This window comes from Amycolatopsis speibonae (genome assembly GCF_042647925.1).
GTDB classification, from domain to species: Bacteria; Actinomycetota; Actinomycetes; order Mycobacteriales; family Pseudonocardiaceae; genus Amycolatopsis; species Amycolatopsis speibonae.
Window position 1 is genome coordinate 217,145 of record NZ_JBHRWK010000014.1, and the last position, 23,919, is coordinate 241,063.

25 protein-coding genes and 1 tRNA gene are annotated in these 23,919 nt (G+C 66.1%); 4 read left to right on the forward strand and 22 right to left on the reverse strand.

The features are described 5' to 3' along the window. Positions 1-91: 91 nt before the first annotated feature. Both ACFOSH_RS08975 and ACFOSH_RS08980 read right to left on the reverse strand, forming a co-directional pair. Positions 92-940: an SAM-dependent methyltransferase gene (locus tag ACFOSH_RS08975; protein ID WP_378238259.1), complete on the reverse strand. Its 849-nt coding sequence runs from the start codon at positions 938-940 to the stop codon at positions 92-94. 27 nt (positions 941-967) lie between these two features. After that, positions 968-1,435, reverse strand: coding sequence for a MarR family winged helix-turn-helix transcriptional regulator (locus ACFOSH_RS08980; RefSeq protein ID WP_378238261.1), 468 nt, complete (start codon positions 1,433-1,435; stop codon positions 968-970). Positions 1,436-1,577: 142 nt separating this feature from the next. Between ACFOSH_RS08980 and ACFOSH_RS08985 the strand changes: the two genes are divergently transcribed. Both ACFOSH_RS08985 and ACFOSH_RS08990 read left to right on the forward strand, forming a co-directional pair. Then, positions 1,578-2,525: an alpha/beta hydrolase gene (locus tag ACFOSH_RS08985; protein ID WP_378238263.1), complete on the forward strand. Its 948-nt coding sequence runs from the start codon at positions 1,578-1,580 to the stop codon at positions 2,523-2,525. A gap of 136 nt (positions 2,526-2,661) precedes the next feature. Then, positions 2,662-3,879: an alpha/beta hydrolase gene (locus tag ACFOSH_RS08990; RefSeq protein WP_378238264.1), complete on the forward strand. Its 1,218-nt coding sequence runs from the start codon at positions 2,662-2,664 to the stop codon at positions 3,877-3,879. Here ACFOSH_RS08990 and ACFOSH_RS08995 read toward each other — a convergent pair whose 3' ends face one another. Together ACFOSH_RS08995 and ACFOSH_RS09000 are read right to left on the reverse strand one after the other, a co-directional pair. Then, positions 3,880-4,719, reverse strand: a complete 840-nt coding sequence (locus ACFOSH_RS08995; RefSeq protein ID WP_378238265.1) for an oxygenase MpaB family protein — start codon at positions 4,717-4,719, stop codon at positions 3,880-3,882. Between the two features lie 68 nt (positions 4,720-4,787). Next, positions 4,788-5,711, reverse strand: coding sequence for a hypothetical protein (locus ACFOSH_RS09000; protein WP_378238266.1), 924 nt, complete (start codon positions 5,709-5,711; stop codon positions 4,788-4,790). A gap of 196 nt (positions 5,712-5,907) precedes the next feature. On the opposite strand from ACFOSH_RS09000, the gene ACFOSH_RS09005 reads away from it, so the two are divergent. After that, a complete protein-coding gene (locus ACFOSH_RS09005; protein WP_378238268.1) occupies positions 5,908-6,504 on the forward strand; it encodes a DUF4383 domain-containing protein in 597 nt (198 codons plus the stop codon). A gap of 3 nt (positions 6,505-6,507) precedes the next feature. Here ACFOSH_RS09005 and ACFOSH_RS09010 read toward each other — a convergent pair whose 3' ends face one another. The 3 genes from ACFOSH_RS09010 to ACFOSH_RS09020 form a co-directional block, all read right to left on the reverse strand. Beyond that, a complete protein-coding gene (locus ACFOSH_RS09010) occupies positions 6,508-7,503 on the reverse strand; it encodes an SCO0930 family lipoprotein (protein WP_378238269.1) in 996 nt (331 codons plus the stop codon). A gap of 82 nt (positions 7,504-7,585) precedes the next feature. Further along, positions 7,586-8,959 (reverse strand): class-II fumarase/aspartase family protein, encoded by a 1,374-nt coding sequence (locus ACFOSH_RS09015; protein WP_378238270.1) that lies wholly within the window; start codon positions 8,957-8,959, stop codon positions 7,586-7,588. Between the two features lie 25 nt (positions 8,960-8,984). Further along, positions 8,985-9,524, reverse strand: a complete 540-nt coding sequence (locus ACFOSH_RS09020; RefSeq protein WP_378238271.1) for a DinB family protein — start codon at positions 9,522-9,524, stop codon at positions 8,985-8,987. Positions 9,525-9,623: 99 nt separating this feature from the next. Between ACFOSH_RS09020 and ACFOSH_RS09025 the strand changes: the two genes are divergently transcribed. Beyond that, a tRNA-Lys gene (locus ACFOSH_RS09025) sits at positions 9,624-9,696 on the forward strand. Positions 9,697-9,739: 43 nt separating this feature from the next. Here the strand turns inward: ACFOSH_RS09025 and ACFOSH_RS09030 are convergent. From ACFOSH_RS09030 to ACFOSH_RS09100, 15 genes are all read right to left on the reverse strand, one after another. Continuing rightward, positions 9,740-10,909 (reverse strand): tyrosine-type recombinase/integrase, encoded by a 1,170-nt coding sequence (locus ACFOSH_RS09030; RefSeq protein ID WP_378238272.1) that lies wholly within the window; start codon positions 10,907-10,909, stop codon positions 9,740-9,742. Further along, a complete protein-coding gene (locus tag ACFOSH_RS09035; protein WP_219146371.1) occupies positions 10,909-11,103 on the reverse strand; it encodes a helix-turn-helix transcriptional regulator in 195 nt (64 codons plus the stop codon). The genes ACFOSH_RS09030 and ACFOSH_RS09035 overlap by 1 nt, the downstream gene beginning before the upstream one ends. A 10-nt stretch (positions 11,104-11,113) precedes the next feature. Then, positions 11,114-12,733 carry a replication initiator gene (locus ACFOSH_RS09040; RefSeq protein WP_378238274.1) on the reverse strand — a complete coding sequence of 540 codons (1,620 nt, stop codon included), beginning with the start codon at positions 12,731-12,733 and terminating at the stop codon, positions 11,114-11,116. Beyond that, a complete protein-coding gene (locus ACFOSH_RS09045; protein WP_378238276.1) occupies positions 12,733-13,119 on the reverse strand; it encodes a hypothetical protein in 387 nt (128 codons plus the stop codon). The genes ACFOSH_RS09040 and ACFOSH_RS09045 overlap by 1 nt, the downstream gene beginning before the upstream one ends. Continuing rightward, on the reverse strand, positions 13,116-14,672 hold the full coding sequence (locus ACFOSH_RS09050; RefSeq protein WP_378238277.1) for an FtsK/SpoIIIE domain-containing protein: 1,557 nt from the start codon (positions 14,670-14,672) through the stop codon (positions 13,116-13,118). The genes ACFOSH_RS09045 and ACFOSH_RS09050 overlap by 4 nt, the downstream gene beginning before the upstream one ends. 308 nt (positions 14,673-14,980) lie before the next feature. Then, entirely contained in the window at positions 14,981-15,235 is a 255-nt protein-coding gene (locus tag ACFOSH_RS09055) for an AMED_5909 family protein (protein WP_378238278.1), read from the reverse strand. Further along, a complete protein-coding gene (locus ACFOSH_RS09060; protein WP_378238279.1) occupies positions 15,213-15,461 on the reverse strand; it encodes a hypothetical protein in 249 nt (82 codons plus the stop codon). The genes ACFOSH_RS09055 and ACFOSH_RS09060 overlap by 23 nt, the downstream gene beginning before the upstream one ends. Before the next feature lie 303 nt (positions 15,462-15,764). Then, positions 15,765-16,226 (reverse strand): hypothetical protein, encoded by a 462-nt coding sequence (locus tag ACFOSH_RS09065; RefSeq protein WP_378238280.1) that lies wholly within the window; start codon positions 16,224-16,226, stop codon positions 15,765-15,767. Positions 16,227-16,249: 23 nt separating this feature from the next. Further along, a complete protein-coding gene (locus ACFOSH_RS09070) occupies positions 16,250-16,546 on the reverse strand; it encodes a hypothetical protein (protein WP_016331156.1) in 297 nt (98 codons plus the stop codon). A gap of 105 nt (positions 16,547-16,651) precedes the next feature. Continuing rightward, positions 16,652-17,212 (reverse strand): flavoprotein, encoded by a 561-nt coding sequence (locus tag ACFOSH_RS09075; RefSeq protein ID WP_378238281.1) that lies wholly within the window; start codon positions 17,210-17,212, stop codon positions 16,652-16,654. Positions 17,213-17,217: 5 nt separating this feature from the next. Beyond that, positions 17,218-18,456 (reverse strand): helix-turn-helix domain-containing protein, encoded by a 1,239-nt coding sequence (locus tag ACFOSH_RS09080; protein WP_378238282.1) that lies wholly within the window; start codon positions 18,454-18,456, stop codon positions 17,218-17,220. A 53-nt stretch (positions 18,457-18,509) separates the two neighbouring features. Beyond that, the gene (locus ACFOSH_RS09085; RefSeq protein ID WP_378238283.1) at positions 18,510-20,168 is read right to left on the reverse strand and encodes a hypothetical protein; all 1,659 of its coding nucleotides are present in this window, start codon (positions 20,166-20,168) and stop codon (positions 18,510-18,512) included. Beyond that, the gene (locus ACFOSH_RS09090) at positions 20,165-21,103 is read right to left on the reverse strand and encodes a hypothetical protein (RefSeq protein ID WP_378238284.1); all 939 of its coding nucleotides are present in this window, start codon (positions 21,101-21,103) and stop codon (positions 20,165-20,167) included. Before ACFOSH_RS09090 ends, ACFOSH_RS09085 begins: the two co-directional genes overlap by 4 nt. Before the next feature lie 1,127 nt (positions 21,104-22,230). Continuing rightward, positions 22,231-23,112 (reverse strand): alpha/beta fold hydrolase, encoded by an 882-nt coding sequence (locus ACFOSH_RS09095; RefSeq protein ID WP_378238285.1) that lies wholly within the window; start codon positions 23,110-23,112, stop codon positions 22,231-22,233. A 125-nt stretch (positions 23,113-23,237) separates the two neighbouring features. Further along, a complete protein-coding gene (locus tag ACFOSH_RS09100) occupies positions 23,238-23,816 on the reverse strand; it encodes a TetR/AcrR family transcriptional regulator (RefSeq protein WP_378238286.1) in 579 nt (192 codons plus the stop codon). Between the last annotated feature and the right edge of the window lie 103 nt (positions 23,817-23,919).

A 23,919-nucleotide genomic window follows, 5' to 3' on the forward strand; every position in this document is an offset into this window, starting at 1 on the left:
TGCGCTGCAAGGCGACGCGCGTCACAAAGCGCGTGAAGGCCCCTTCCCTCGGCTGAGCAGGGGGAAGGGGCCTTCACGCGCGATAAAGCTATTACGGCTTGCGGGCGATGCCGCCGATCACGCGGGATTCCGAGGGGGCCCCGGCGAAGACCGTCTTCTCGTCCGGGTGCCACGCCGGCGCGTAGACCAGGCCCGGCTCCAGCAGCGGCCAGCCGCCGAAGAACCGCCGGAACTCGTCCATCGTGCGCAGGAAACCGGGGTTCGTCGTGGTCTCGTAGTACTCGAGGATGTCGAGCAGCGCCTGCCGCTCCTCGTCGTTGGCCGGGTTCTCGTTGGTCATCTGCGAGAGCACCAGCAGCGACCCCGGCGCGAGCCGTTCGCGGTAGAAGGCCAGCAGCGCGTCCGGGTCCTGCTCGTCCTTGATGAAGTGCATGACCGCGTTGATCACCAGCGCGACGGGCTCCTCGACGTCGATGATGCCGGAGTCCATCACCCGTTCCCAGAGTCCCTCGGGATCGAACAGGTCCGCGGCGACCGCGTGGTGCCGGTCCGGGTCGGCGGTGTCGGCGAGCAGCAGTGTCGAATGCGCGAGCGCGATCGGCTCGTTGTCGATGTAGAGGACCTGCGTGTCCTCCTGCGGTCGCGCCTCGTCGGCGACCTCGTGCACGTTGCCCGCCGTCGGCAGGCCGGAACCGATGTCGACGAACTGCCGGATGCCCAGTTCCGCGCAGTGCCGCACGGCCCGGCCGAGGAACTGCCTGCTGGTCTTGCAGTAGTCGCCCATGAGCGGCAGGCGCTTGCGCACCTTCTCGGCGAAGAGGCGGTCGATGGCGTAGTTGGTCTCGCCGCCGATGAAGTAGTCGTAGACCCGGGCCGCGGAGGGCCGGTCCAAGCTGTTCTCGACGGCCTTGAGCGCCGCGTCGTGATCGATCATCGTCATCCCTTTGTCCGCGCCGGAAATCCCATGCTAACCGGCCGGGACGTAGGTCTGACGGTAGGCGTTCACGGATTCGGTCAAGCGATCGAGTTCCGCGCGGGTGCGGGCGAGCCCGGCCGCGTCGAGGCCCATCGCGTCGCCGATGATCTTCGGGATCCCGCTCGCGCGGTCCCTGAGCCGGGCGCCGTCCTCGGTGAGGCTGATGCGCACCGACCGTTCGTCGTCGGCCTGCCGGTCACGCCGGATCAGGCCGGACTTCTCCAGGCGCTTGAGCAGGGGTGACAGCGTGCCGGAGTCGAGTTTCAGCACGGTGCCGAGCTCCTTGACCAGTCGCTCGTCCGCCTCCCAGAGCGCGAGCATCACCAGGTACTGCGGATAGGTCAGGCCCAGATCGTCGAGCACCACGCGGTAAAGCGCGGTCACGGCCCGCGATGCCGCGTAGAGCCCGAAGCACAGCTGATCGTCCAGGCACAGCGATCCGGTGTTGTCCGTCGGCATCGGTCCTCCTCGTCCCATGGTGCGTCGATCATGCCTCAGTCCGCCACTTGAGTGGACTAAATCTCCTTGAGGGCATTTTAGTTGTGCACAACTGAGTTGTGAGCTACCTTCAGGTCATCGACTTCGCTCCCAGGAGGCAGAAATGACCGCCAACCCGCACAACCTGGCCCTCGAACCGGCCGCGCAGGCCTTCGTCGAGGCGACCGCCACCCCGCCGTTCCTCTTCCAGCTGCCGCCGGACGAGGGACGCAAGGCCGTCGACGAGGTCCAGGGCGGCGACGTCGAACTGCCCGCCGCCGACGTCGAGACCACGCACGTCGACGGCGTCGAGGTCCGCATCGTCCGGCCGCGGGGCGCGATCGGCCCGCTGCCCGTGATCGTCTACATCCACGGCGCCGGCTGGGTCTTCGGGAACTTCCACACCCACGAACGCCTGGTCCGCGAGCTCGCCGTGGGCGCGGGCGCGGCCGTCGTCTTCCCCGAGTACGACCGTTCGCCGGAGGCGCGCTACCCGGTCGCCATCGAGCAGAACTACGCGGTGGCGAAGTGGGTCGCCGAGCACGGCGCCGAGAACGGGCTCGACAGCACGAGGATCGCGATCGCCGGTGACTCCGTCGGCGGGAACATGACCGCCGCGCTCACCCTGCTCGCGAAGCAGCGCGGCGACGTCACCTTCCGCCAGCAGGTGCTCTTCTACCCGGTCACCGACGCGAACTTCGACACCGAGTCCTACAAGCAGTTCGCCGAGGGCTACTTCCTCGCGCTCGAAGGCATGAAGTGGTTCTGGGACCAGTACACGACCGACCCGGCGGAGCGCGCGGAGATCACCGCGTCGCCACTGCGGGCGAGCCTCGACGAGCTGGCGGGCCTGCCGCCCGCGCTGGTGATCACCGGGGAGGCCGACGTCCTGCGTGACGAGGGCGAGGCGTACGCCGCGAAGCTGCGTCAGGCCGGAGTGCCGGTGACGGCCGTGCGGTACCAGGGCATCGTCCACGACTTCGTCATGCTGAACACGCTGCGCGAAACGCATGCCGCGGAGGCGGCGATAAAGCAGGCGATCGGGGTCCTGCGTACCGCCCTCGAAGGCTGAGTAGCCCGGAACACGGTTTGTCCAGGGTGACTCGCGTCACCCTGGACAACACTTCCCGGTGGTCGCACGTCTCTTGGTCCAGATGTGGGAAGTGCGGTGCGGGGGCGTGCCGCGGCCGGGGAGGAACACGATCGCCATGGGACTGGGACTGAGTGCCATCCGGCTCGATTCCACGCTGAACCTCGTCATCGTCGTGACGCTGACGCTGCTCGCGATCATCGCGGTGCCGTTCCTCTGGGAGCGCTGGCGCCGGAAGGTCCTCGGCCGCAGCAGCACGATCCTCGTCGCGGTGGTGCTGATCGTGGTCAGCACCGGCATGGGCGGGAACATGATCGGCGGGTTCTTCCCGACGGTCGGCGCCCTGTTCGGCACCGGGGTCTATTCCGGGGACAATGTCAACGCTGTCGCCGGGGAAAACGGCTCGGACCTCGACAAGCTGCGCGACGCCGGGGCGATGCGGGCCAAGGAGGGCAAGGGCTCCGTCGTGCACATGACGGTGACGGGCAAGCGCACCGGCCTCACGCGCGACGTCACGGTGTACTTCCCGCCCCAGTACTACGACCAGGCGTACCGGTCGCTCAAGTTCCCGGTCATCGAATGGATCCCGAACTACCCGTCCGGCCCCGAAGTGGTCACCGGCCCGTACGAACTGCCCGCCAAACTCGACGCGGCCATCGCGAAGCACGTGCTCCCGCCGACCCTGGTGATCATCCCGGACCCGACCGGGAAACCGAAGATCGGGCACGACACCGAGTGCATCGACCAGGTCAACGGGACGGCCAACGACACCTACCTGAGTGCCGACATCCGCGACTGGGCGATCGACAAACTCGGCGCCAACCCGCAGCGGAAGGCGTGGACGATGGCGGGCTGGTCCTCGGGCGGATATTGCGCGATGAACCTGGTGACCCGGCACCCGCAGTGGTACGGCCAGGCGGCGAGCGTCAGCGGTTACTACAAGGCTTCGGTGGACGCGGAGACCGAGAACCTGTTCAAGGGCAGGCAGGACATCATCGACGCGAACACGGTCTCGGTGAACCTGCAGAAGCACCCGTCACCGGTCGACATCCTCGCGATCGCCGGGGAGAAGGAAAACTTCGAGAGCTTCTCGATCGACCAGATGCAGACGGCCGTCCGCGCGCCCGCGACGCTCTCGTCGTGGCGGATCCCGGACGCCGGGCACAACATGAACACCTTCAAGGCGCAGGTCCCCGACGTGCTGGCGTGGATCGGCGCGCGGACCGTGCCGCCGTGCGCGCCGCAGGACAAGAAGATCGTCTCCAACGGCGGGGTCGCCCCGTGGCCCCTGCCCAACACCGGAGCCAAGGGCGCGCTGGTCGACGTCGTCGAATAGCTAGCCGCGCTGGGCGCGATAAGCCTTGGGGTACAAGCGAACCCGGTCGGGGACCCGGTTCCCGGCCGCCCTCGTGAGCGTTCCGAGCCGACGGAGACCGCGTTCGTCCGCGTCTGTCCACTTGAGACTCAAGCGTTCGCGGAGAACCGGTGGCAGCAAGCCGATCGCGCACCGGGTCAGCACGGTCCCGCCCGTCGGCCTTAGGGGGCGCCACAACGCTTCCGGCAAGAACCACCACGGCGGCGGCGGGGTGGCCCGCATGGTGATCGAGCCGAGCAGCTCCCGCACTGTGTGGTTGTCTTCGAGCCTGTTCGCGACGACGTCGTCGAAGTAGGCCTCGAACCCTTCGAGGTCCGCCGGCATGTGGTGCTCGCGAAGGCCGAGGAGCAGCCCGAGGCGTCGCCATTCCGCGTAGAAACGGCGTTTTTCCTCGCGTGACAAGGGTTGTACGAAGACATCCAGCATGCGGACGGTCGTCCAGAAGGTCGATCCGTGCACCCACCAATAGGCCTCGGGGTTCAGCGCGTGATAGCGCTCGCCATGATGGTCGACGCCTTTGATCGCCTTGTGCATCTCGCGGAGCCGCTCGGCCTCCGCGACCGCCTCTTGGCCGCCGAAAACCTGGGACAGCAACGAATCGATGGTCCGGTCGAGGCGGCCCCACGGGTCTTCGGTGTAGTTCGAATGGTCGTGGACACCGGCGCCGACCACCGGATGCGCGACCTGCAGCAGCAACGCCGTCCCCGCGCCGAGCAGCAGTCTCCGGTCGCCGACCACTTGCCAGGCAACGGAATCCGGGCCGAGCGGGGTCACGGCGGGTAGGCGGGCTTCGGTGCTCATGACGACCTCCCGGAAGAGTGGCGTGCGGCCACTGTCCCACCTTGTTTACAGGTCGTCAATAGGTGCGATCAGGCCGGGCTCAACGCGGGGAGCAGCGCTTTCACCGCCTCGGTCACCCGCCTGCCGGCGCCGGGATAGGTGGTCGACGTCGGCTGGGAGGTCAGGACGACGACGATGTAGCGGTCGTCTTTCCCGGCCACACCGGAGCTGTGCAGGATCCGGGCGCCGCGGCAGCACGCCCAGCCCTGTTTGATCGACCAGGGAAGGTCACCGACGGCGTCCGGGATCCCGAAATACTGGCGGATCCCGTCGGACCCCGCCTCCGTCGCGCCGCTCAGCGCCCGCATGATCGTCGTCCGCGTTCCCACGCCCACCTGGTCCAGCAGGTAGCGGTAGACCTTCGCGATGTCCGCGGCGGTGATCCGGGTGTCACCCCAGCGGCCGGGATCCTCGGGCGGGCGCGTGCCGGAGAGGCCGATCTTGGTCGCCCAGCGGGTGACGATGACGGGCCCGCCGTGCGCGGTCCACAGCCTGCTGGCGATGTCGTCGTCGCTGACCGAAAGCATCCGCTGCACGGTGCCCGGCGGTGTGCCCGCTTGGAGCGCTTCCAGTGCGATGAGGAGCTTCACGAGCGACGCCGAAGTGTAGGAGCGGTCCGCTTTGACGGAAACCGTGGTCTTCTTGGCCACGCGGTCGTAGACGACCGCGCTGACCTGACCGTCGGGGACGAGTCCCGCGAGGGCCTGGGTGTCGACGGTCGCCGCAGGTTTGCCGGGATCCGCGGCCTTCGGGGGCGCCGAAGACCCCGGCGCCGCCGAGGGGGACGGCGTCGGGGATTCGACGGGCTCGGCCTCGATGATCACCGCCGCGTCCCCCGACGCCGCGACCGCCATCGCCGCCGGGTCGGAACGCGACGACGGAACCAGCAGCATCGCCGCGATGGCTCCCAGGCACAGCCCCGCCAGGAGGAAGACTCCGCTCACCTTGCCCACACGAGTTGTTGCCCGGATCACCCGTTCGTGTTCACGGCTGACCTGTTCGTGTGACGCAAGTCTCGTTTGAAACCGAGACTGTGACGCCTTGAACGCGCGGTGTTGCCAGGAAGCGCTTTTCCGGTTTGTCCGGGACGGTCCCGGGGTATTCGTCCCCCAGCGTGAATTTAGGTGGCCAACTCTGGAAGGCGGAGCAATGGCACGTGTACGACGCGCACGTATCCGGACGGCGGGACTCCAGCCCGCGCAGGTCCTCGCAGGGCTGGCGAGCGTGGCCTACCTGGTGTTCGGGATCGTGGGCTTCACCCGGACGGGATTCGCCGATTTCATCGGCCGCAGCGACGAGACCGTTCTCGGGTTCTCGGTGAATCCCCTCTACAACCTCGGATTCGTCCTGCTGGGCGCGATCGGGCTGCTGCTGACCTTCGGCTCGGGCCGGTCCCGGGTCTTCGGGCTCCTGACGTTCGCCGCCTTCGGGGCGCTGTTCGTCTGGGGGCTCATGATCACCGGGACCGTTTCGACGAACCCGGTCTCACAGGCGGGGAACCCGTTCAACCTCAACGGTCCGGACAACTGGCTGCACCTCGGCCTCGCCGCGCTCGGCCTGGTGATCGCGTTCCTGCCCGCGCGGCACAAGGTGCTGCTGCCGGAGGACGAGGAGAGCACCGTGGTGGGGGACCGGGCCGACAGCGCCACGGTCGTCGAACCCGTCCCGGACGGTTCGCCGCGGCCGAAGCATGAGAAAAGCCCGGCCGTCGCTCGTGAAGAGCGACCACCGGGCCTCGCCCACTAGGTCTCAGTATCCGTACTCCGAACCACCGGACTCGGCGGGAGCGCCTTCCTCCTTCTTGGGGGCGGCGTTCCCGCTCTGGGCCGCCTTGTTCTTCACCGGCGCGGAACTCTTGCAGCCGGCGGGCTCGATGACGAACCAGGTGCCGCCGACGCCGTGACCGTTCGCCTCGCCGGCGTTCGCGTCCTTGGCGTAGCGGTAGACGGGCCAGCCGCCGACCGTGACCTGCGTCGTGCCGTCCGCACGCTTCACCGTGCCCAGCAGCTTCGACTCGATGCCTTCGAGCTGGACGTCGCCCTCGGCGAGCATCGGCGGCCAGGTCTTCGCGCAGTCACCGTTGCAGGTCGGCTGCTTGTTCTTCTTGTCCTTGGTGAACATGTAGAGGGTGAAGCCGTCCTGGTCCACGATGGCCGGTCCGATGCCGTCGACGTTGCTCGCGACCAGCTTCTTGGCGCCTTCCGCTTTTTGTTCGGCCGGAGCCTCCTTCGCCGCCTGGCCGGCCTTGCCGCCCTTGGCGTTCGCGGCGTACCAGGTGCTGCCGACGCCCTGCCCCTTCGCTTCGCCCGCCTTGGCGTCCTTGGCGTAGCGGTAAAGCGCCCAGCCGCCGACGGTGACCTGCTTGCGGCCGTCGGCGCGGGTCACCTCGCCGACCAGAGCCTGGTCCACGCCTTCGATCTTGACGTCGCCCTCGGTGAGCACCGGCGGCCAAGCCTTCGCGCAGTCACCGTCGCAATTGGACTTCGGCGGCTTCGCGCTGTCCTTGTCGAAGCGGTACAAGGTGAACCCGTCCTTGTCGACGAGCACCTGGCCGAGATTCCCGGCTTCGGCCACGGCCACCTTGGTCTCACCCTTGGCCGCGGGGGCGTTTCCGCCCGCCCCGGCGACCGCCGCGGCCGGTGCGACGGCGGGCCCCGCCGCTTCGGTGCCACCGGAGCAGGCCGACAGCACCACCAGGCCCGCGGCCGCAGCCGCCGATGCGACGACGAAACGCTTGCGAAGCATGGGATTTCTCCTTGTCCGTAGGGGTTCCGCGGCTTGGCGCGGTGAGCTTGTACCCCCTACACGGGCCCTACTCGGGACCGGTTCAAGCAGTTCCCGGATTTTCTTCGCAGGCCCCTAGCGCGGCGTCCGTGAGCACCCCGGCCGAGCCGGTGTAGTTCGCGGGATCCAGCAGGTCGGCGAGGGATTCCGCGGGCAGGACCCCGGTTATCTCGGGCAGGCCGGAAAGGACCTCACGGAGGGGCTTGTCCTGCGCCAAGGCGAGTTTGGACGCGTGCCCGAGGACCTCCTTGGCCCGCGTCTTGCCGAGCAGCGGGGCGAGCACGGTCGAAAGCCGCTCGGAGACGATCTGGCCGTGCGTGAGGGCGAGGTTCGCGCGCATGCGCTCGGCGTCGACGACCAGACCGCGGGCGAGTTCCACAGCGGTATGCCCGGCGCCGCCGGTCAGGCGCAGGCACTCGCGCAGCAACTGCCACTCGGCGTGCCACGCGCCCGCGGACCTCTCGTCCTCGGAGATCAGGGCCTGGGTGACGCCGGTGGTCAGCACCGGGACCTGCAGCGCGGCCGACCGGATCAGCGTCGCCAGCACCGGATTGCGTTTGTGCGGCATCGCCGAAGAACCGCCACGGCCCTCGCCCGCCGGTTCGCTGACCTCACCGACCTCGGTGCGCGTCAAGAACTGGACGTCGACCGCGATCTTCCCGAGCGCGGCGGCGGTGAACGACAGGGCGGCCGCGAGGTCGGCCGTCGGGGTGCGGAGCGTGTGCCAGGGGAGTGGAGTCTCGGCGAGACCGGTCTCTTCGGCGAAGGCCGTCTGCAGCCGCTGCGGATAGCCGTCAGGCAGGTCGGCGAGGCGCGCGTATTCGGCATACGCGGCTCGTGTGCCGGCCGCGCCGCCGAGCGAGACAGGCAGGACGACGCGGTTCAGCCTGGCGAGCGCGTCGAGCGTCAGCTGGCGCCAGCCCGCCGCCTTGAGCCCGAACGTCGTCGGGACCGCGTGGGCGGTGAGGGTGCGCCCGGCCATGATCGTGTCGCGATGCGCGCGGGCGAGATCCGCCAGCGCGTCCGCCGTCGCCTCGAGGTCGGCCGCGAGGAGCGCCCTTGTCCGCGCGGCGACCAGCATCATCGCGGTGTCGAAGACGTCCTGGCTGGTGGAGCCGCGATGGACGTACTCCGTACCGGCCGCCTCGGTCAGCTCCTTGATCAGCCCCACGACCGGATTCGCCGTCTCACGTGCCGCCCTCGCCAGCGCGACCACGTCGATCTCGACCTTCGCGGCCGCGTCAGTGATCGCCTCCGCGGCTTCCCGCGGGATCAGCCCCGTGCGGGCCTGCGCCCTGGCGAGCGCCGCCTCCGTGTCGAGCAGGGCCCGCAACCAGGCGAGATCACCCGTCGCCGCCTCGGCGGGCGTGCCGGCGCGGACCGGGGAGAGGAGGCCGGAATCGGGATCGGCGTTCATCGGCCCAGCATCGCACTCCAAGGGTTCAGTGGCCTGTCCTCCCGTCGATGCGCTCGCGCAACAGGTCGGCGTGGCCGTCGTGGCGCGCGTACTCGGCGATGTGATGAGTCAGCAACCACCGCAGCGAGAACGGCTCCCCGTCGCGGCGGGTCGTGCCCGTGTCGTCGAGCGAAGCGGCCGCGACGATCTCCCTGGACCGCGCGCACTCCTCGCGCCACGCCGCCCACGCGGCCTCGACGTCACCATCGGTATCGTCGAAGTCCTGCTCGGGTCGCTCGTCGGAGTAATAGAGCATCGGGAGGTCCTCGCCCGCGAACTGCAGGCGGAACCACCAGCGCTCGGTGCCGGTGAGGTGCCTGAGCAGCCCGTGCAGCGACATGCTCGACGGCTCCACCGACCGCACGGCCATCTGCTCCGGCGTCAGACCCTCGCACTTCAGCTCGAAGGTGCGACGATGCCAGTCCAACGTGGACGTCAGGATCTCGCGCTCGCTCGCCACGCGCGGAGACTCCGGGCGGTCACCCACCCAGCCAGCCGAGTAGTTCTCGTCAGGGATCGTGTCCATGCCCACGACCATGGCAGAGACCCCCGACAATTCCGTGGCGCTCCGGCGGCGGCCCCGCCATCCTGGTGGTCGGCGGCGGTCTACTAGACTCGGCCACACGGGCCGTTAGCTCAATTGGTAGAGCTGCGGACTTTTAATCCGTAGGTTCTGGGTTCGAGCCCCAGGCGGCCCACTCTTTCGCCTGGTCCACGCGTTGTGGCCACCCAAGACCAAGATCATCTCCCCGGTTTATCCCCGGTTTTGGGTCGAACGGGTTTATCCAAGAGCCCTTCCAGGGCCTTCGCCGTGGCCGGGTCGACCGCCTTCCGTTCCAGGTAGTTGTCCTGCGTCATCGACACCCGCGAGTGGCCGAGCTGGTCCGCGATCAGCCTCGTCGGCACCCCGGCATCGTCCAGCGCGGTCGCGGTCGTCTTCCGGAAGGTGTGCGAGGTGACCCACAGGAAGTCCTCCCCGCCGCGTATCTCCCGGATGACCCGCAGGACGTTGTTCGGGTCCCGCATCCCGCCGGTCGAGCTGGGGAAGATGGGGCCAGATGCCGCCGCCCGCTTCGTCAGCAGCTCCACCGCCCAGGAGGGGAGCGGGAGCGCGCGTTTGCTCGACTCGCTCTTCGGGCGTGGCTTGCGGAGCAGCCCTTGCCCCTTGATCCGGACCACGGTGTGCGTGATGTCGACCGTGCCCGCCACCAGGTCGACGTCCTCCCAGTACGTCGCGAGCGCTTCACCGACCCGGACGCCGGTCGCCATCATGAACCGGGACAAGTCGGGCAGGTCCCAGCGCACCGCTTTCTCATCGGCCTCCAGTCGTGCCAGCCATGCGGCGCGCTCGTCCGCGTCCAGGGCGCGAGGCTTCTTCTTCGCCGTCGGGATGCGCCGAGTGTCCCGAGTCGGGTTGCCGTCGATCGCGTCGTACCGGGCCGCCAGCCCGAGCATTCCCGAAAGGACAGTCCGCGCCGTCTTCGCCGTCGACGCCCCGATGTTGCGCTGAAGAGCCCCTAGGAAGCGATCGAGCCGCATCACGGTTGCTTCCCGCACGCGCAGCTCACCGAGGCCGGGCACGACGTGAGCGTTAAGGACCGATTCGTACGCGGTCTCGGTGGTCGGCGACTTCTTGCCGTCCTCGACGTCCTGCCGCACCTGGCCCATCCAGACTTCAGCCAGGGCTTTCAGGTGGGTCTCCCGGGTGATCTCGCCAGTCGTCGACCCGGTCCACTCGCGGAAGACGTCCTTGAGTCGCTGCGCGGCCTTGCCCTTCGTCTTCCCGGTCCGCTCGACCTCCCGCGTGTTGCCGTCGAAGTCGCGGAACAGCGCACGAGCCCGGTACCCGCCCGCGACAGGCGAATACCGGATCTCCCCGTACGTTCCGATCTCCAGTTGAGGCCGAGGCATCAGGCCACCTCTACGGCCAACTGGTCCACCCACGCCCGGACGTCCTCAGGGCGGTACCGCACGTATCGGCCCATGCGACGGCCAGCAGGGCCGTAACCCTTGCTGCGCCACTGGTACAGCGTCCCGACAGGGACACCGAGGTACGCCGAGACGTCTTCCACCGTCCAGAGCGGATCGATGTTGTGTACGTTCATGTGATCCCCCTTAGGCCGCGAGTGAAGTTGCCGAAAGATCCGGTGGGCTCTGCGCGGCTAGTAGCGCTTTGTCGTACTCGGCTTTCCAGGTGATCCGTTCAGAGATGGCGTGCATGACCAGGTGGGCCCGTGGTGGCACGGATGGGTCGCCGGAGTCGACTTTGCGCCAGACCAGTCGAGCCGGATCGGGTGCTGGTTTCTCGATCCCGACCGCCGCCAGCGCCTCCAGGACGAACGCCTTCCTGTCGGCCTTGTGGTCGACGAGCGTCTTCCCCGACCACTTGCGCGACACCAGCACCCGACGCCCCGGCAGGCCGAGCGTGGTCCGCCGATGAGCCCGCCCCTTGCAATGCCCCGGAGTGGTCTTTCCGTTAGCTCCCTTGGGATTGATCCCGTACAGCAGCCACACCGCGCACCGAGTCGAGCAGGGTGTCACCGACAGCTCCGCGTGCAACCGGTCGTGGTGGTCCTTCTGCCGGGCGGTGTCAGCCTCCACGACCTCACCTGTCGACTTGGTGAGGTACTTCGTGAGATAGCCGATGTGCCGCCCGGCTTCCTCCGAGCCGCCGAGGATGCCCTTCGAATGGACCTGACGGCCGAAGGTCACCACGTGCGCCGGGTCTTCCACGGCCTCTACCGCGTCGTCCCACTCGGTAAGCGGTTCGCGGGTGTCGGGGTCGACGAACACCCGGCGGTCGCCGTCCCACAGCGGCATCCGGTCGACGTAAACCACTTCGTCGTGGGCAGGCCACCAGACCTGGTGATAAGTCGCTTCGGTGACCTGCCGGATCACGTCATGCGGCACCGATCCCCGAATCGCCGCGTGCAGGTGCGGGGCGGCCCTCCGTTGAGGCTCCACGGTGGCGAAGTACTGCGCGTCCCAGCCCACGACCCGCCGGAGGTTCTGCCACCACCGGTCCACCAAGGCGGAGAAGTGGACAGCGTCCCGAGCAGCCCGCCGGTAGTCATAAGTCGACGGGTCGACCGGGGCACCATCGGAGCGGACAGGGCCGTAGGTGTCGCAGGTGAGCGTGACGAACATCGACGGCCGAAACCGTCCCGCGTACTCCCTGCCCACGGTGGTCTTGGCGACCTTGCGACGAGGGAGGTTCGGCGCGTCCTGCCGCCGTTTCGTCGAGCGCTTCACGGCCTTCTTCGTGGGCAGGTCGATCGACGGGAGACGGCCACGCATCCCGAGTTGCCGAAGTTCCTCGTCGACGCCCTGAATCTCCTCCCGCAGCTCGTCGGCCTCCGCCTGGTCCGTCTCTTGCCGGTAAGCGGCGACGAGGTCAGCCCGGAACGCCAGAAGCTCCGTCTGGACCTCGGTCGGTGGCTCTGGGGTGAAGTCCGGTTCGGTGTCGATGTGCCAGCCTTCGCGGCACTGGACCTGTCGCAGTGCCTTCGCTTTGCGGGCACACGGCAGGCACACCGATTCCACCGTCGACCCGCACGGAACAGGGACGTACCGGAGTTCCCCGGTGTCGGTGTCGCCGACTTCCATCGTGAACGGCCGGACGCACACGCCGTGCTTCTCAGCGGTCGCTTTCACCACGTCCGAGGCGAGCGGTTCGCGCATCCGGGCGGCCCGGGTTTTGGCCGGCGTGGTCACCGCGGATTCCTCGGTGCTCATCAGGCGGCCACCTCCCCAGGGCTGTTCCACTGCCGCAGGACGAACACCGGCATGTCCTGCCGCATCCCCGCAGGCAGGTCCGGGAAGGTCGCTTCGTCGAACCAGACGCCGCCGTAGACGACCACCGGGATGCCGCAGGGAGTCCGGCCGCTGAGTTCCAGGTGCACCGACCCGCCGCCCGCAGGACGCCACAGCGAAGCCGTCACGTCGTCGAGCGAGGCAGCCCAGGTGAGCAGCCCACGGGCAACGTCCTCCAGGCGGTCGGAGTCGAGTTGCACCGTGATCGGATCAGGACCCACCCCCACTCGAACCGAAGCGGCCGGGGGAAGCGCGAATGAGTCCAGGTGGTCGCGGATCGCGTCGAGGAAGACCATCAGCCGGTTCATGCCGCCCTCCCCTCGGAGATGATGTGAGTGCCGCCGTTGGTCACGTAGGTCTCCAGGGCCTTGATCTCCTCGTCGGCGACCCATCCGGCCCGGACACGCAAGGGTTCGCGGACGCCTTCGCCCCAGACGTAGCCGACCCCGGCTTCGGAGTCGCCGATCCGGTTCGCCCACGCGCCTCGTTCGTAAGCGCCGTCGCCGAGGACCATCCCGACGTGGGTCTTGGAGGTGACGCGCAGGCAGACGCGGCGGGGGAACAGCTCACGGACCGGGACGGTGTCTTTGGTGGGTTCCTGGACGTAGCCGCGCACCGTGATGCCCAAGGCCCTGCCTTGCGTGGTGAGGAGTGCGACCTTTTCCACGATCGCGTCACGGGTTTTGCGGTCGGTGTACTTGGTCAGTGCGCCGATCTCGTCGAATTCCAGGATCTCTAGCGGATGCTCGACGCTGATCGGGATCATGCGTACGCGTCCGGCGAACTCGTGCTTGCGGGCTTCCATCTCCTCAAGCAGGCCGTCGAGGAGTTCGAGCGCCTGCTTTCCGGTCACCGCGTACCGGGCGAAGATCCCGCGCCCGTAGGCGAGTTCCATCCCTTTGGGGTCGATGCCGGACACTCGGACCACACCGGACCGGATCGCGGGCGCGGCCGACACCAGCGGGCACCACATGACCGAGTTCTTGCCCGATCCGGTCGCGCCAGCGGTCAGGCAGTGCGCACCTGAGCCGACCAGCGGCACCCGCCAGTCCGAGCCGTACTCCGTGGTCCCGGACCACACATGCCGCAGATCCACGCCGAGCCCATCGGGGGACACCAGGTCAGGAACCGGCAGGGAGGTCACCGCGGATTTGAGTAGGTCACGGCGCTGGAAGTCGATGGAGACCACGTTGGGCTCCAGTTCCCGCACCTGACACCGCTTGACCTTGCGCGCCACCGCCAGCGCTCGCGCGGCCTCGTCGAAGTCCTCGGGCTTCTGCCCCGGAACGAGCTGCACTCGCACCTCATCCCACGACGGCCCAGACCGGACCTTGAGCACCTTGGGCACCTGAACGGCCCGTGATGCCGAGGCGGCCTTGCGGGACAGCAACCGTCGACGGCCGACCAGGTTCACCGTCACTTCCACGGGCAGGGTCTCGTCCCGGATGCTCAGCCCGCAGGCGTGCAGCCAGGCCGGGAGCTTGCGCGTGTAGACCGCCCAGCGCATCCACCAGGACCGCAGGAACCGGCCGCAGTGGTGGTCAAAGGACACCACGTCGAGCAACCGCCACGACGCCAGCACGGCGACGACCGAGCCCGTCACGATCGCCAGGGACAGCCACCCGAGGTACTGCCACCATGCCACGATCGCTACCACGGTGAGGCTGGTCCGCCAGCGCGTGATGACTTGCTTTCCCAGCCACAGCAACGATTTCAGCAGCCACCAGAGGGCGATGAACACCAGTGCGGCCGCCGCCAGGACTTCCAGGATCGTGGCGAGCGCGCGGCCGAGCTTGTGCAGCAGCCACACCACCACGCCGAGCACTCCGCCGCCGACAAGAAGGACACCGATCCCGTTCATCGGCGACCACCGCCGGTCAGGTCCAGCGGAAGCATTCCCTGACAGGGAGCGCATTCCGTCTCGCCGGGCAGCAGCTTGGCGAACCGCTTGCAGACTGTGCAGCGCGTTCGGGTGACCCCGTCTAGCGGTCGATTGTTGCCATCGTTTAGCGTTGTCATTGTTCACTTCCAGAGGTTGTGGACAGCGCAGGAGCGGCAAGGTTGGTAGCCGGATTCCGCTTCTGCGCCTTACAGGACAAGAAAAGCGTTTGAGGACGTGTTTGTACGCCGCACGTCCCCGCGTGCGTTTTTCGCTCTGTCATTCAGTTTTCAGCTGGCTTGCGACTTCTCCTTTTGGATCTGCGCGGCCACTTCCTTGGCTTTGCGTTCCTCGTAGCCGACCCAGTACTTGAGTTCGTGGTGGTGCCACCGGTCCACATCGGACGCCGCCTGATACGCGCGGGCATTGGCCTGATGGAACTTCAACCACGTCTCCAAGTTCGCCTCCCGCTTCGGCCTGCGAGCCGAGACGAGCGCGTGCGCCTCCTGGAGGGTCTGGGGCTCATTCCGGCCGAGTGCCGTCATCAGGCACCGCCTTGTGCTTGTCGAGGAACACGGCCAGTTCGTCCGCGCTGTCGCGGATTTGGCGAAGGAGCCGGATGAACTCCGGCCACACGGCCGGGTCGGACGGCGGCAGGATCGCCAGGCTGTCCGGATCGAGATAGATCACCAGCGCCGGGTTCGCCGAACCATGGCCCTGCATTCCCGCGACCGCCTGCCGTCCCGGCTTCCACATCGCGTTGAACGCCACGGACCTGCCCTCCCTCGCTATAAGCGCGTACCTCCCACGACCGCGCGTTCTCCTCGAAACCTTCTGCCGCAGCCGTCACAGCCGCGAGAACCCACCACGGCAACTGGCCATGAGCGGCCAGGTCCCGCCAGGACGCCGCCACTGCCACCGAGGCGACAGCCAGGTCATGAGCCGCCAAGGCATCAGCGCCGGATGCCGCCCTGGCCGTCAGTGCGCTGTAGTGGCGGTAGGCCATCTCCCACGTCTGGACCAGGTGCGGAGGAACCACGGCCACACGGTGGCTCCCCGGCACCCCGCCCGGCATCACGCAGCCTTGGGCGTCGACTCGGCAGCGCCCGAGGTCCGCGACGACTTCGACGCTCCACCCGAAGCCGCAGCCTTGAAGCCGGTCGCGCGGAACATGTAGGACAGGTATTTGAACTCGCCCTGACCGGCCACCTTCGGCTCAGCCGTCAGGCCCTCCAGTTCGATCGGCCGCATACCCGGCAGCACTTCCGACGTGGTCGGCACCGGCTGCACATCCGCCAGCAACGTGATCTCGAACGACGCGCGCTTCGCCTTGACCTCGTCCGGGTCCGTCACCGTGACCTTCCACTGACGCTTGCCCGTCACCTCGTCGACCCGCTGCCGAGCCGGACGACCAGACGACCGGTCCTCACGCGATTGGTACTCGTTGTCCGGCGACACCTCACCGACCATGACCAAGCCCTGGCCGAACGCCTCGTCGAACTCGATGGGGAACCGGAAACCCTTGTAGATAGCCATTTGTTGCTCCTAGGTACGTGTGATCAGTCGTTCTTGCGCGTGACGGCGTCGTCGGCAGCGTCGGACCATTGGTCATGGAAGGAGGAGGAATGCGAGCGCGTGCGGTGCTGGGTTTCGCACCACTCGCTGAACTCGCTGGCAGCGGCCGCGAGACTCTGCGCGAACCGTGCGGTGTCCATCAGGCCGCCGATACGGGCGGGCACCTGGACGATGAAGGAGGTTTCTTCGCTTCCGGCGACGAGCTGACGAACGCCAGGAGAGGGTGAAACCACCGCCGCGCCGTAGCCGACGAGGGGCTGAATCACCACGTGAATGCCCATGTGTGCTCTCCCGATGTCTCGGTCTCGGCGAGCCCGGTCGGGCGCGCTGGACACAGGAGACACCCAGTGAGGAGCCTCACCCCGGACAAACTGTCCGGGTAGGGACTAGCGGGGGAGAGGAACGGCCTCGTTCACCGCGGAAAGCACCGCTGACCAGGGCAGCTCACGGCCCGGAGCGCTCCGCGGTTCATGCAGCGGCCACACGTCATCCCCGTACACGAGACGCACGCCAGCACGCCGCAGCGCGTCGATATGGGTTTCCCAGGACGGGTGCCGAGCGTGCGCGGCATTCACGCGCGGGAAGACGACGACCGGCAGGTTGAGCGTTCCGATGGCCTCGTTGACCTGCGTCAGGGCTTGATTGTCGGCGATGCCCATCGCGAGCTTGGCGACCATGTTCGCCGAGGCGGGCGCGACCAGGTAGCAGTTCGGGGCCGGATGCGGGCTGGTTTCGGCCGGCGTGCGCGGCTCGACCCGGACCGGGAACCCGGTGGCCTCCTCGATCTCAGCGCGGCCGCCGTTCTCGTCCAGCCAGCGCCCCGCCGTCGGGGTCAAGGTCACCGCGACCGTCCAGCCGTCCTCTTGGAGAGGACGGATCACGCGCGGAAGAATGTCCTCAACACCACCAGCACCCGAGCCCACCAGGCCCAGAACACGCGACGCCACCCGACCTACCTCACCGCGCCGCAGCGCTCAGCCAACGCCAACAAGGCCGAGGACTTCTTACCAGCCGTCGCCGGGACACGGCGATACATCGACCGCACGACCTCCCGCACCGCCGTACTGTGCCGGACGATCCCCGAAGCCTTCTGCTCCGCCGTCAGCAACGCCGACAACGCCTCGTCATCCTTCGCGACCAGGCTCAACGCCCGCGCGAAGTCGATCAGATGCGTTACCTGCCGCTCCACCGGCAGATGATCGACGCTGATCCGCGGAGCCGACTCGATCACCTGCGAAATGTCGCCAAGATCCAGCGCCGCCGACAACCGGTGCAGCTCGACGTTGGCGGGTCCGAACCCGGTCTGCCAGTGGTTGGCGTCCACACCGAGCTGATCAGCCGCACGACCCGCGTGAGACAGCAGCTCGTTCGCCGTCGACCGGTCCTGTTGCCGAGCAGCGGCGACAGCCGTCCGCAGGTAGAGCATCCCGTAGAGACTCAGCGCGGCCGGATCACCATCGCGCATCCTCGGGACCAGCCACTTCGCGGCCACATCACCCAGCTCAAGCGCGTCATCGAACCGGCCGACGGCCAGGAGCGCGTGAGTACCGGAACGGGCCGCCGAGGCCAGGACCAGCGGGTCGTCTGCCTCGTCGGCAGCCTGCATGGCGCGTTCCGCCGCGATCCACGCGAGGTCGGCTTCACCGATCTTGCTCAGTGTCGTTGCGGCCAGGTGGTGGACGCGAGCGGACACCGCAGCGCAGGCCCGCCGGTAGGCCGCGTCATCGGCCGAGGCGGACTCCATACCCTGACTGGTCTTGATCAGGCCCGGGAGAGCGGCGACGACGCGGCCGAGGTCGCCCTTCTGGTAGCTGGACCAGGCACCTTCCACCAGATGAGCCACCGGGGCCGGGTCGATGTACTCGGGTGACATGGCTGAGGAGAACAGCGTGCGGGACAGGCGTCGAGGGGCCATGAGGGCGTCACGGATGGCCGGGACGTCGTCGTTCTTGTCCTCGTCCTCCATCAGCACCGGTTCGCCGAGGAGATCTCCCAGCGTCACCCGCAGGCCCCGCGCAACGTCGGCCAGCACATCCAAGCGCCGGATCTCACGTTCACCGCGCTCGATCTTGCTCAGCCAGTCCTCAGTACGGCCCACCAGGTCAGCAAGAACCGCCTGCGACAGACCACGCCGCCGCCGGTAGAAGGCAATACGCTCCCCGATGCTGAGCTGATCACCCGCACCACGCATGTTCACCAGGTTAACAGCGCTGGACGATTATTCGAGCCACATACGCCGAGCAACTAGGGTCTTCCACTGGTTGGCCCGGGGCTACTACCACCAGTGGTCGCCTGCGGCGTCGTGCTGGGAATGTTGGACGGTGCGTTGGTGACGACTGGAAGGATCAGCGTTGTTGTAGCCGGAGGACTCTTCGGGGGGTTAACGGAGATTATGCCGCCAAAGGAATAGAATGCACCGCCAGCTAGGAGCGCTACCGTAAATAGGATTGATACCCACGCTACGGTTCGCCTGGCACCTTTAATTCGTTCTCTCGCTTGAGCAAGGGTGCGCATACCGCGAATTGCGGAAATGTCATCCTCGGACAGGCTGTCTCGGTACTCTTGCAAGTCTGCCGAGACCGATTCGATGGCATCGGAAGAGGAGGCTAACTCTATGCGATACGAAATTAGCCACGAAAGCATCATGAATACAGCCAGCACGAATAGTAAAGCTGCCGTCGCCGGACTGTCCAAAACGTCTTTTGCGTTCGCTACGATAATGCCGACCGCAACTCCGGCTTGCAAGAGGGTTCGCTCGACTGACTTGGTTACAATCTCGCGAGCCAACTTTGCTGAATCAAGCGCGACGCCAATTGCAGAGCTGCGAGCTGCTCGTCGAGTAGCTAATGTCTCAGCCACCGCTCCGCGTTGCGAGAGTTCGTAAAGTGAGCGAGCCGTCCGGTAAATAGGTACCGCTGCACCTTTGAAGCCGCTACTGTCGGTAAGAGTTAGTGATGCTGCTTGCTGGATCGCTTCCTGCTTCCCGGGGTTGACAGTGGGAAATGCCCATTCGAATAAGGCCATTTCTGTCAAGGTGTCCGGAAGGGGCTCCGGGGTAATGTTTGGAATAGATACTACGCGTGACCCCGTAAAAGTGATAGATATTCCTTCTGGTGTCCTCTCTGTTCGGCTTGCCAGTAGTGAATAGACAAGGCAGCAGGTTATGCCTGACAGTAAGCTGATGAGCTCATCAATAGAACTTGAACGCTGCCCCTCCGGGTCGTAGACAGAAAAAGGCGATATCCATGTTGGAGAAGGGAGGGAATTGCTGCCTTCTTGACCGGCTGGCAGTTCGTTGAGGTCTCTGCGCTTGCCGGAATCGGTGAACGTTCCGCGAATGTCCAGCTCGGGTAGCTTTATTGATGCGTTTCCGAGGTCGCTCACGATAAGAAGGGAGGCGGATTTGAATATTTTACTTACAAAGTCGTACCACTTGGGAGAGCGTAATTTGTTGACCAAGTAGCCAATATGCTCGATATAGTGAAATCCAGTCTTGCTTGGATCGTTCTTGAGGGTGATCGAAAGATGTCCCTGCATGTCGAAGCACTCGTCGACAAGTACTACTGCATCCTCGTTGAGGACGGCTTGGGAGATTGACTCTTCGAGATCGGGCGGAATAATGTCTTGAAGATTTGGTTCTTGAAAGAACGTGGCTCTGCCGCTTGAAAACGCGACTCGGACGAGTAAGGACTCGTCATGTCGAATTTCGAGAATTATCTCGCTATCGTCTGTTCCGATGTACTCAAGGTCGTCGATATTGACGTACTCAAGAGGTATGCCAGTTTCGAAGTTGAGAGTATTTAGAGAGCTTGATTTCGACCCTGGAGAGCCCGCTTCGTAGATGGTCGCCGCGGCGCTAATCTTCTCGGCAAACTGTTCGGCTGGAGACTTAGCCGCAGTCATTTTCCGTAGGTCTTCTTTGGTTCAGTTGTGGACGCAACCTGGATAGTCCACTCATGAGATGTGATGGATGACCAGGAAGTTGACTTATCAATTGTCTCAGCGGGGCCGGTGATTGTAATGGAGCCCGCAGTGATTTTAGCTTTGAGGCCAGCTGCTGTGTCGATATGACGGATGGGGCGCTGGTGTTCTCGCAGAGACGTCTCTATTACTTCCCTCTTTGGCTCCAGTTCCGGAACTTGCACTACCAGGGAGTCAAGAGTCTCTTCTAGGGGGCCGCTATCAATCGTCGGCAGAACCGAGACAACTTTGGCTGTAGCCTCTGGAACCTCTTGGGCTACCACCTGCACAATTGTTAGGACTGCCTCAATAGGTCGGGAATCGATTATGATACCGAATGCTCGGACAAAATAGTCTGCAGCCTTGCTTAGCCGATCGCTAACGATGACTTCGCTATCTTCCCGCAAATCAGGTGTAATCAGCGCTTTTTGAATCTTTCCCGGTGAGTCCAGTACGTCCCGAACAGCCTCTAGATTCTGTGATCCATCGGCAACTTGGCGGAGTACGCCAGCGTGCTTACTGACAACGTCGAGCTTCAGTACTGCGGTTGACGTAACATCGTTCTCAATAAATCTCGCGAACACCAAAAGTCCGTCCGATGCACGCCTGTCCATCTCGGAAACTAAGCGTCCCGTGAATATTGTTGCTGCATCCAAAAACTCTTCATCATCTCCTTTCTCTAATTTTGAGAAGAGGTTCTTTGCTTCTTCCTCGCGAAAGGAGGCCCGGGGAGTATTGTCGGATTCCGCTTTCTGGGACAGCAGTTGAAAATGTTCAAAAAGAAACTCGTCAGTGCCAGCGTCGTGTTCGCGCAGCTCTGCTTCCACGACTTCGTTTCCAGGTGCTACGTACTGATACGACAGTTTTTCTATGATCATGTGCTTCAGCTTTCCGAGTGTTCGCCCAATGGCTGTAAGCGGGGCGTGCTGTGCAAAGCATCCTAACGAGTTGCAGTGATCTTGATCGCCTGGGCTTTAGTAAGGATTGCTGCCGAACTTGGCTCTATGGGATCAAGGGCGCGCCGCCGCCGGGCGGCGCGCCAGGCGCGTTAGTAGCCCCTCGCCTGGGCGGCCGCGCCGATTCCCGACACGGCGGGCTGCCGCTCCGCTTCGCCCACCGGCCGGGCGACGCGGCCGCCAGCGGGTCATCTTGCGCAGCGCCGCCCAGCGACAGCACGCATGTCCCAGTAGCCACAGCGGCCCTCCTCAATGAGCGTCGTGACATATCGGTCGTCGGTGTATCGCTACCTGTTACGCACTGTCGTCGATCTCCTCCACCCCGACGCCTGATCGTGACAACGGCCGGTGGCGTCGCGTCAAGGCTGGAAAGCGTGCCTTGACCCGACGCCACCGGCCGCGTGCTGGCTTCGTATCGGGATGAAGGGGAGGTGTGGGCGGTAGAATGGCGTCACGCGAACGTGCGCGAGACCAGGTCGAGGAGCATGATCATCTCCCCGGTTTATCCCCGGGAAACGACCGCAGACGACGCTAAATGATCACAGGCCATGATCGTTCGCGATCGAGGTTCACGCAGGTGAGAGGGGTTGTCGGCAGCTATCAGCAGACGTCCGCAGGCCCCGCCCAAGATTCCGTAGGTTCTGGGTCCGAGCCCCAGGCGGCCCACTCTTTCGGACCTCCCCGCTGGCCTGCGGGGATGTTGTCTTTTCTGGGCCATGTCCGCCTCGGCGGCCTATACGCACTCGAACGCCTCGCCCCGGACAACGAGACCCGGCGCCAGACCATCGACAACGTCCTCTGCGCCTGCCCTACGACCTCCCTGCGGGATCAACTGTCGCCAATTCCCCGCGAAGTTCACCGGAGTGATCGGCGGGTGTGTTACGCGCCCAGGTGCCGCCGACCTCGGCGGTCGGCCGGGTGGTGGCCGGTCGCGACGGCGAGCTCTCACGTACACCGGATCTGGCGGGTTCCGCCGGCTCGGCGGTCTTACCGGGAGCCCCTCGGCTTGCGGGCCGAGTCGGGCCGTCGACATCGGCAGCCGGGTGCGCTTACCTGTGTTCGGCCAGGAACGGCACGATGATGGCGGCCATGTCGTCGGGTACTTCCTCGGCGAGATCGTGTCCGGCGTCGAAGACGTGGCCAGTGACGTCGTGGGCCATGAGCCGCATCTGGGCCTCGTTGCGGTCGCCGATGAACGCGGATCCGCCGAGCGCCAGGACGGGGATGTCCAGCTTCTTCTGTGCGGCTTGCCGGTTTTGTTCGGCGTCGATGAGCATCGCCCGGTAGATCGAGAGCATCGCGCGGATGCCGCCAGGCATGGAGTAGCAGCGCACGTATTCGTCGACCGCGTCGGGAGTGGCGGTGTCGGGGTGGCTGCGTTCGTACTTGATCATGTAAGTGATCAGCTCGCGCTCGTGCCCGGCGATCAGCATCTCGGGTACGTCCGGCTGGAAGTAGAAGCCCAGATGCCACAGGTGCATGCCACTGGCGACGTTCTCGGGGGTGAGGGCGGTGTGGTCCTCGAAGCCGAACCCGGGAAACAACGCTTCCGCGAACACGAGAGCGTTGACGTGGCCACGGTGGCGGGCGGCGAGCTGGTAGCCGATCACCGCTCCCCAGTCCTCGCCCGCCACGGCGTACGTCTCGTGTCCGAGATGGGTCATCAGCTCGGCGACGTCGTCGCCCATCGTCGCGGAGTCGTAGCCATCCGCAGGACGGGCGGAGTCGCCGAGACCGCGAAGGTCCGGAACAACGACGGTGTAGTAGGGCGTCAGCTTCGGGACGAGGTGGCGCCAGTGGTAACCGGTCTTGGGCACGCCGTGCAACAGCACCACCGCGGGGCCGGACCCGGCAGTCCGGTAGTGCAGGCTCGTTCCGTTGACCGCGGCACGTCCCGTGCGGACCGGCGTTCCGTCATGGTCGAACATCATGTTTCCCAACTTTCCCGTCGTACTTCGCAGTGCGAGGTGGTGTCGCACCCGCGCGGCCCACACGTTGGCGGCGCGAGATGCTTCTTCTTTTCTGGATCGATCGATCCAGTTTGAGGGCGGCAAAATCAGTCGAGAGCGGCCAGGGCGACCTCCACGAGTGGTTCGAGGGTGGAGGCATCCGGGGTGATCTTCGCGGAGACCAGTAGTCCGTTGAGGAAGGTGACAAGGAAGGCGGCCAGCGCGTGCGGGTCGTGCCGCGCCGCGATCTCGCCCCGCTCCGCCGCGATACGCAACACCTCGACGAGCGCGTCCCGACTGGCGTCCTGCATGTCCCGCACGGTGCGCCGGGTCGCCGCGTCCTCGGGCAGGCGCTCGCAGGCGGCATTGACGACCAGGCAGCCCCGGCCGTCGTCTTCCACGGCGATCCGGACCCGCTCGACCAGCATCGTACGGATCGCGGACCGGGCGTCCGCCCCCTCCTTCAGACTGCGCAGGGCGGCCGCCGCGAGGGTGGTGCGGTAATACTCCAGCGCCGCCCGGTACAGCCCCTCCTTGTCGCCGAACGCGGCATACAAGGACCCCTGCCCGATTCCCAGGTGCCGGGTCAGGTCCCGTACCGAAGTCGCCTCGTAGCCGCGCGACCAGAACAGCTCCATCGCACGGCTCACCGCCGCCTCGGTATCGAATTCGCGAGTCCTGACCACGACTTCACCCTACCCCTTTCTGGATCGAACGATCAAGAAAGGGGTAGGTGGCTACGGGGACCGTGACCACGATCCGGACCTAGGCTCGGCTAAAGGGAAGCAG

Excerpts from the sequence above, each read along its gene's own strand:
- ACFOSH_RS08995 (WP_378238265.1), bottom strand. The coding sequence starts at position 4,719 with ATGAGCACCGAAGCCCGCCTACCCGCCGTGACCCCGCTCGGCCCGGAT.
- ACFOSH_RS09095 (WP_378238285.1), bottom strand. The coding sequence starts at position 23,112 with ATGATGTTCGACCATGACGGAACGCCGGTCCGCACGGGACGTGCCGCG.
- ACFOSH_RS09030 (WP_378238272.1), bottom strand. The coding sequence starts at position 10,909 with ATGCCTCGGCCTCAACTGGAGATCGGAACGTACGGGGAGATCCGGTAT.
- ACFOSH_RS08985 (WP_378238263.1), top strand. The coding sequence starts at position 1,578 with ATGACCGCCAACCCGCACAACCTGGCCCTCGAACCGGCCGCGCAGGCC.
- ACFOSH_RS09035 (WP_219146371.1), bottom strand. The coding sequence starts at position 11,103 with ATGAACGTACACAACATCGATCCGCTCTGGACGGTGGAAGACGTCTCG.
- ACFOSH_RS08980 (WP_378238261.1), bottom strand. The coding sequence starts at position 1,435 with ATGCCGACGGACAACACCGGATCGCTGTGCCTGGACGATCAGCTGTGC.
- ACFOSH_RS09005 (WP_378238268.1), top strand. The coding sequence starts at position 5,908 with ATGGCACGTGTACGACGCGCACGTATCCGGACGGCGGGACTCCAGCCC.
- ACFOSH_RS09065 (WP_378238280.1), bottom strand. The coding sequence starts at position 16,226 with ATGGCTATCTACAAGGGTTTCCGGTTCCCCATCGAGTTCGACGAGGCG.
- ACFOSH_RS08975 (WP_378238259.1), bottom strand. The coding sequence starts at position 940 with ATGACGATGATCGATCACGACGCGGCGCTCAAGGCCGTCGAGAACAGC.
- ACFOSH_RS09070 (WP_016331156.1), bottom strand. The coding sequence starts at position 16,546 with ATGGGCATTCACGTGGTGATTCAGCCCCTCGTCGGCTACGGCGCGGCG.
- ACFOSH_RS09010 (WP_378238269.1), bottom strand. The coding sequence starts at position 7,503 with ATGCTTCGCAAGCGTTTCGTCGTCGCATCGGCGGCTGCGGCCGCGGGC.
- ACFOSH_RS09015 (WP_378238270.1), bottom strand. The coding sequence starts at position 8,959 with ATGAACGCCGATCCCGATTCCGGCCTCCTCTCCCCGGTCCGCGCCGGC.
- ACFOSH_RS09045 (WP_378238276.1), bottom strand. The coding sequence starts at position 13,119 with ATGAACCGGCTGATGGTCTTCCTCGACGCGATCCGCGACCACCTGGAC.
- ACFOSH_RS09020 (WP_378238271.1), bottom strand. The coding sequence starts at position 9,524 with ATGGACACGATCCCTGACGAGAACTACTCGGCTGGCTGGGTGGGTGAC.
- ACFOSH_RS09055 (WP_378238278.1), bottom strand. The coding sequence starts at position 15,235 with ATGACGGCACTCGGCCGGAATGAGCCCCAGACCCTCCAGGAGGCGCAC.
- ACFOSH_RS09040 (WP_378238274.1), bottom strand. The coding sequence starts at position 12,733 with ATGAGCACCGAGGAATCCGCGGTGACCACGCCGGCCAAAACCCGGGCC.
- ACFOSH_RS09050 (WP_378238277.1), bottom strand. The coding sequence starts at position 14,672 with ATGAACGGGATCGGTGTCCTTCTTGTCGGCGGCGGAGTGCTCGGCGTG.
- ACFOSH_RS08990 (WP_378238264.1), top strand. The coding sequence starts at position 2,662 with ATGGGACTGGGACTGAGTGCCATCCGGCTCGATTCCACGCTGAACCTC.
- ACFOSH_RS09085 (WP_378238283.1), bottom strand. The coding sequence starts at position 20,168 with ATGACTGCGGCTAAGTCTCCAGCCGAACAGTTTGCCGAGAAGATTAGC.
- ACFOSH_RS09080 (WP_378238282.1), bottom strand. The coding sequence starts at position 18,456 with ATGCGTGGTGCGGGTGATCAGCTCAGCATCGGGGAGCGTATTGCCTTC.
- ACFOSH_RS09090 (WP_378238284.1), bottom strand. The coding sequence starts at position 21,103 with ATGATCATAGAAAAACTGTCGTATCAGTACGTAGCACCTGGAAACGAA.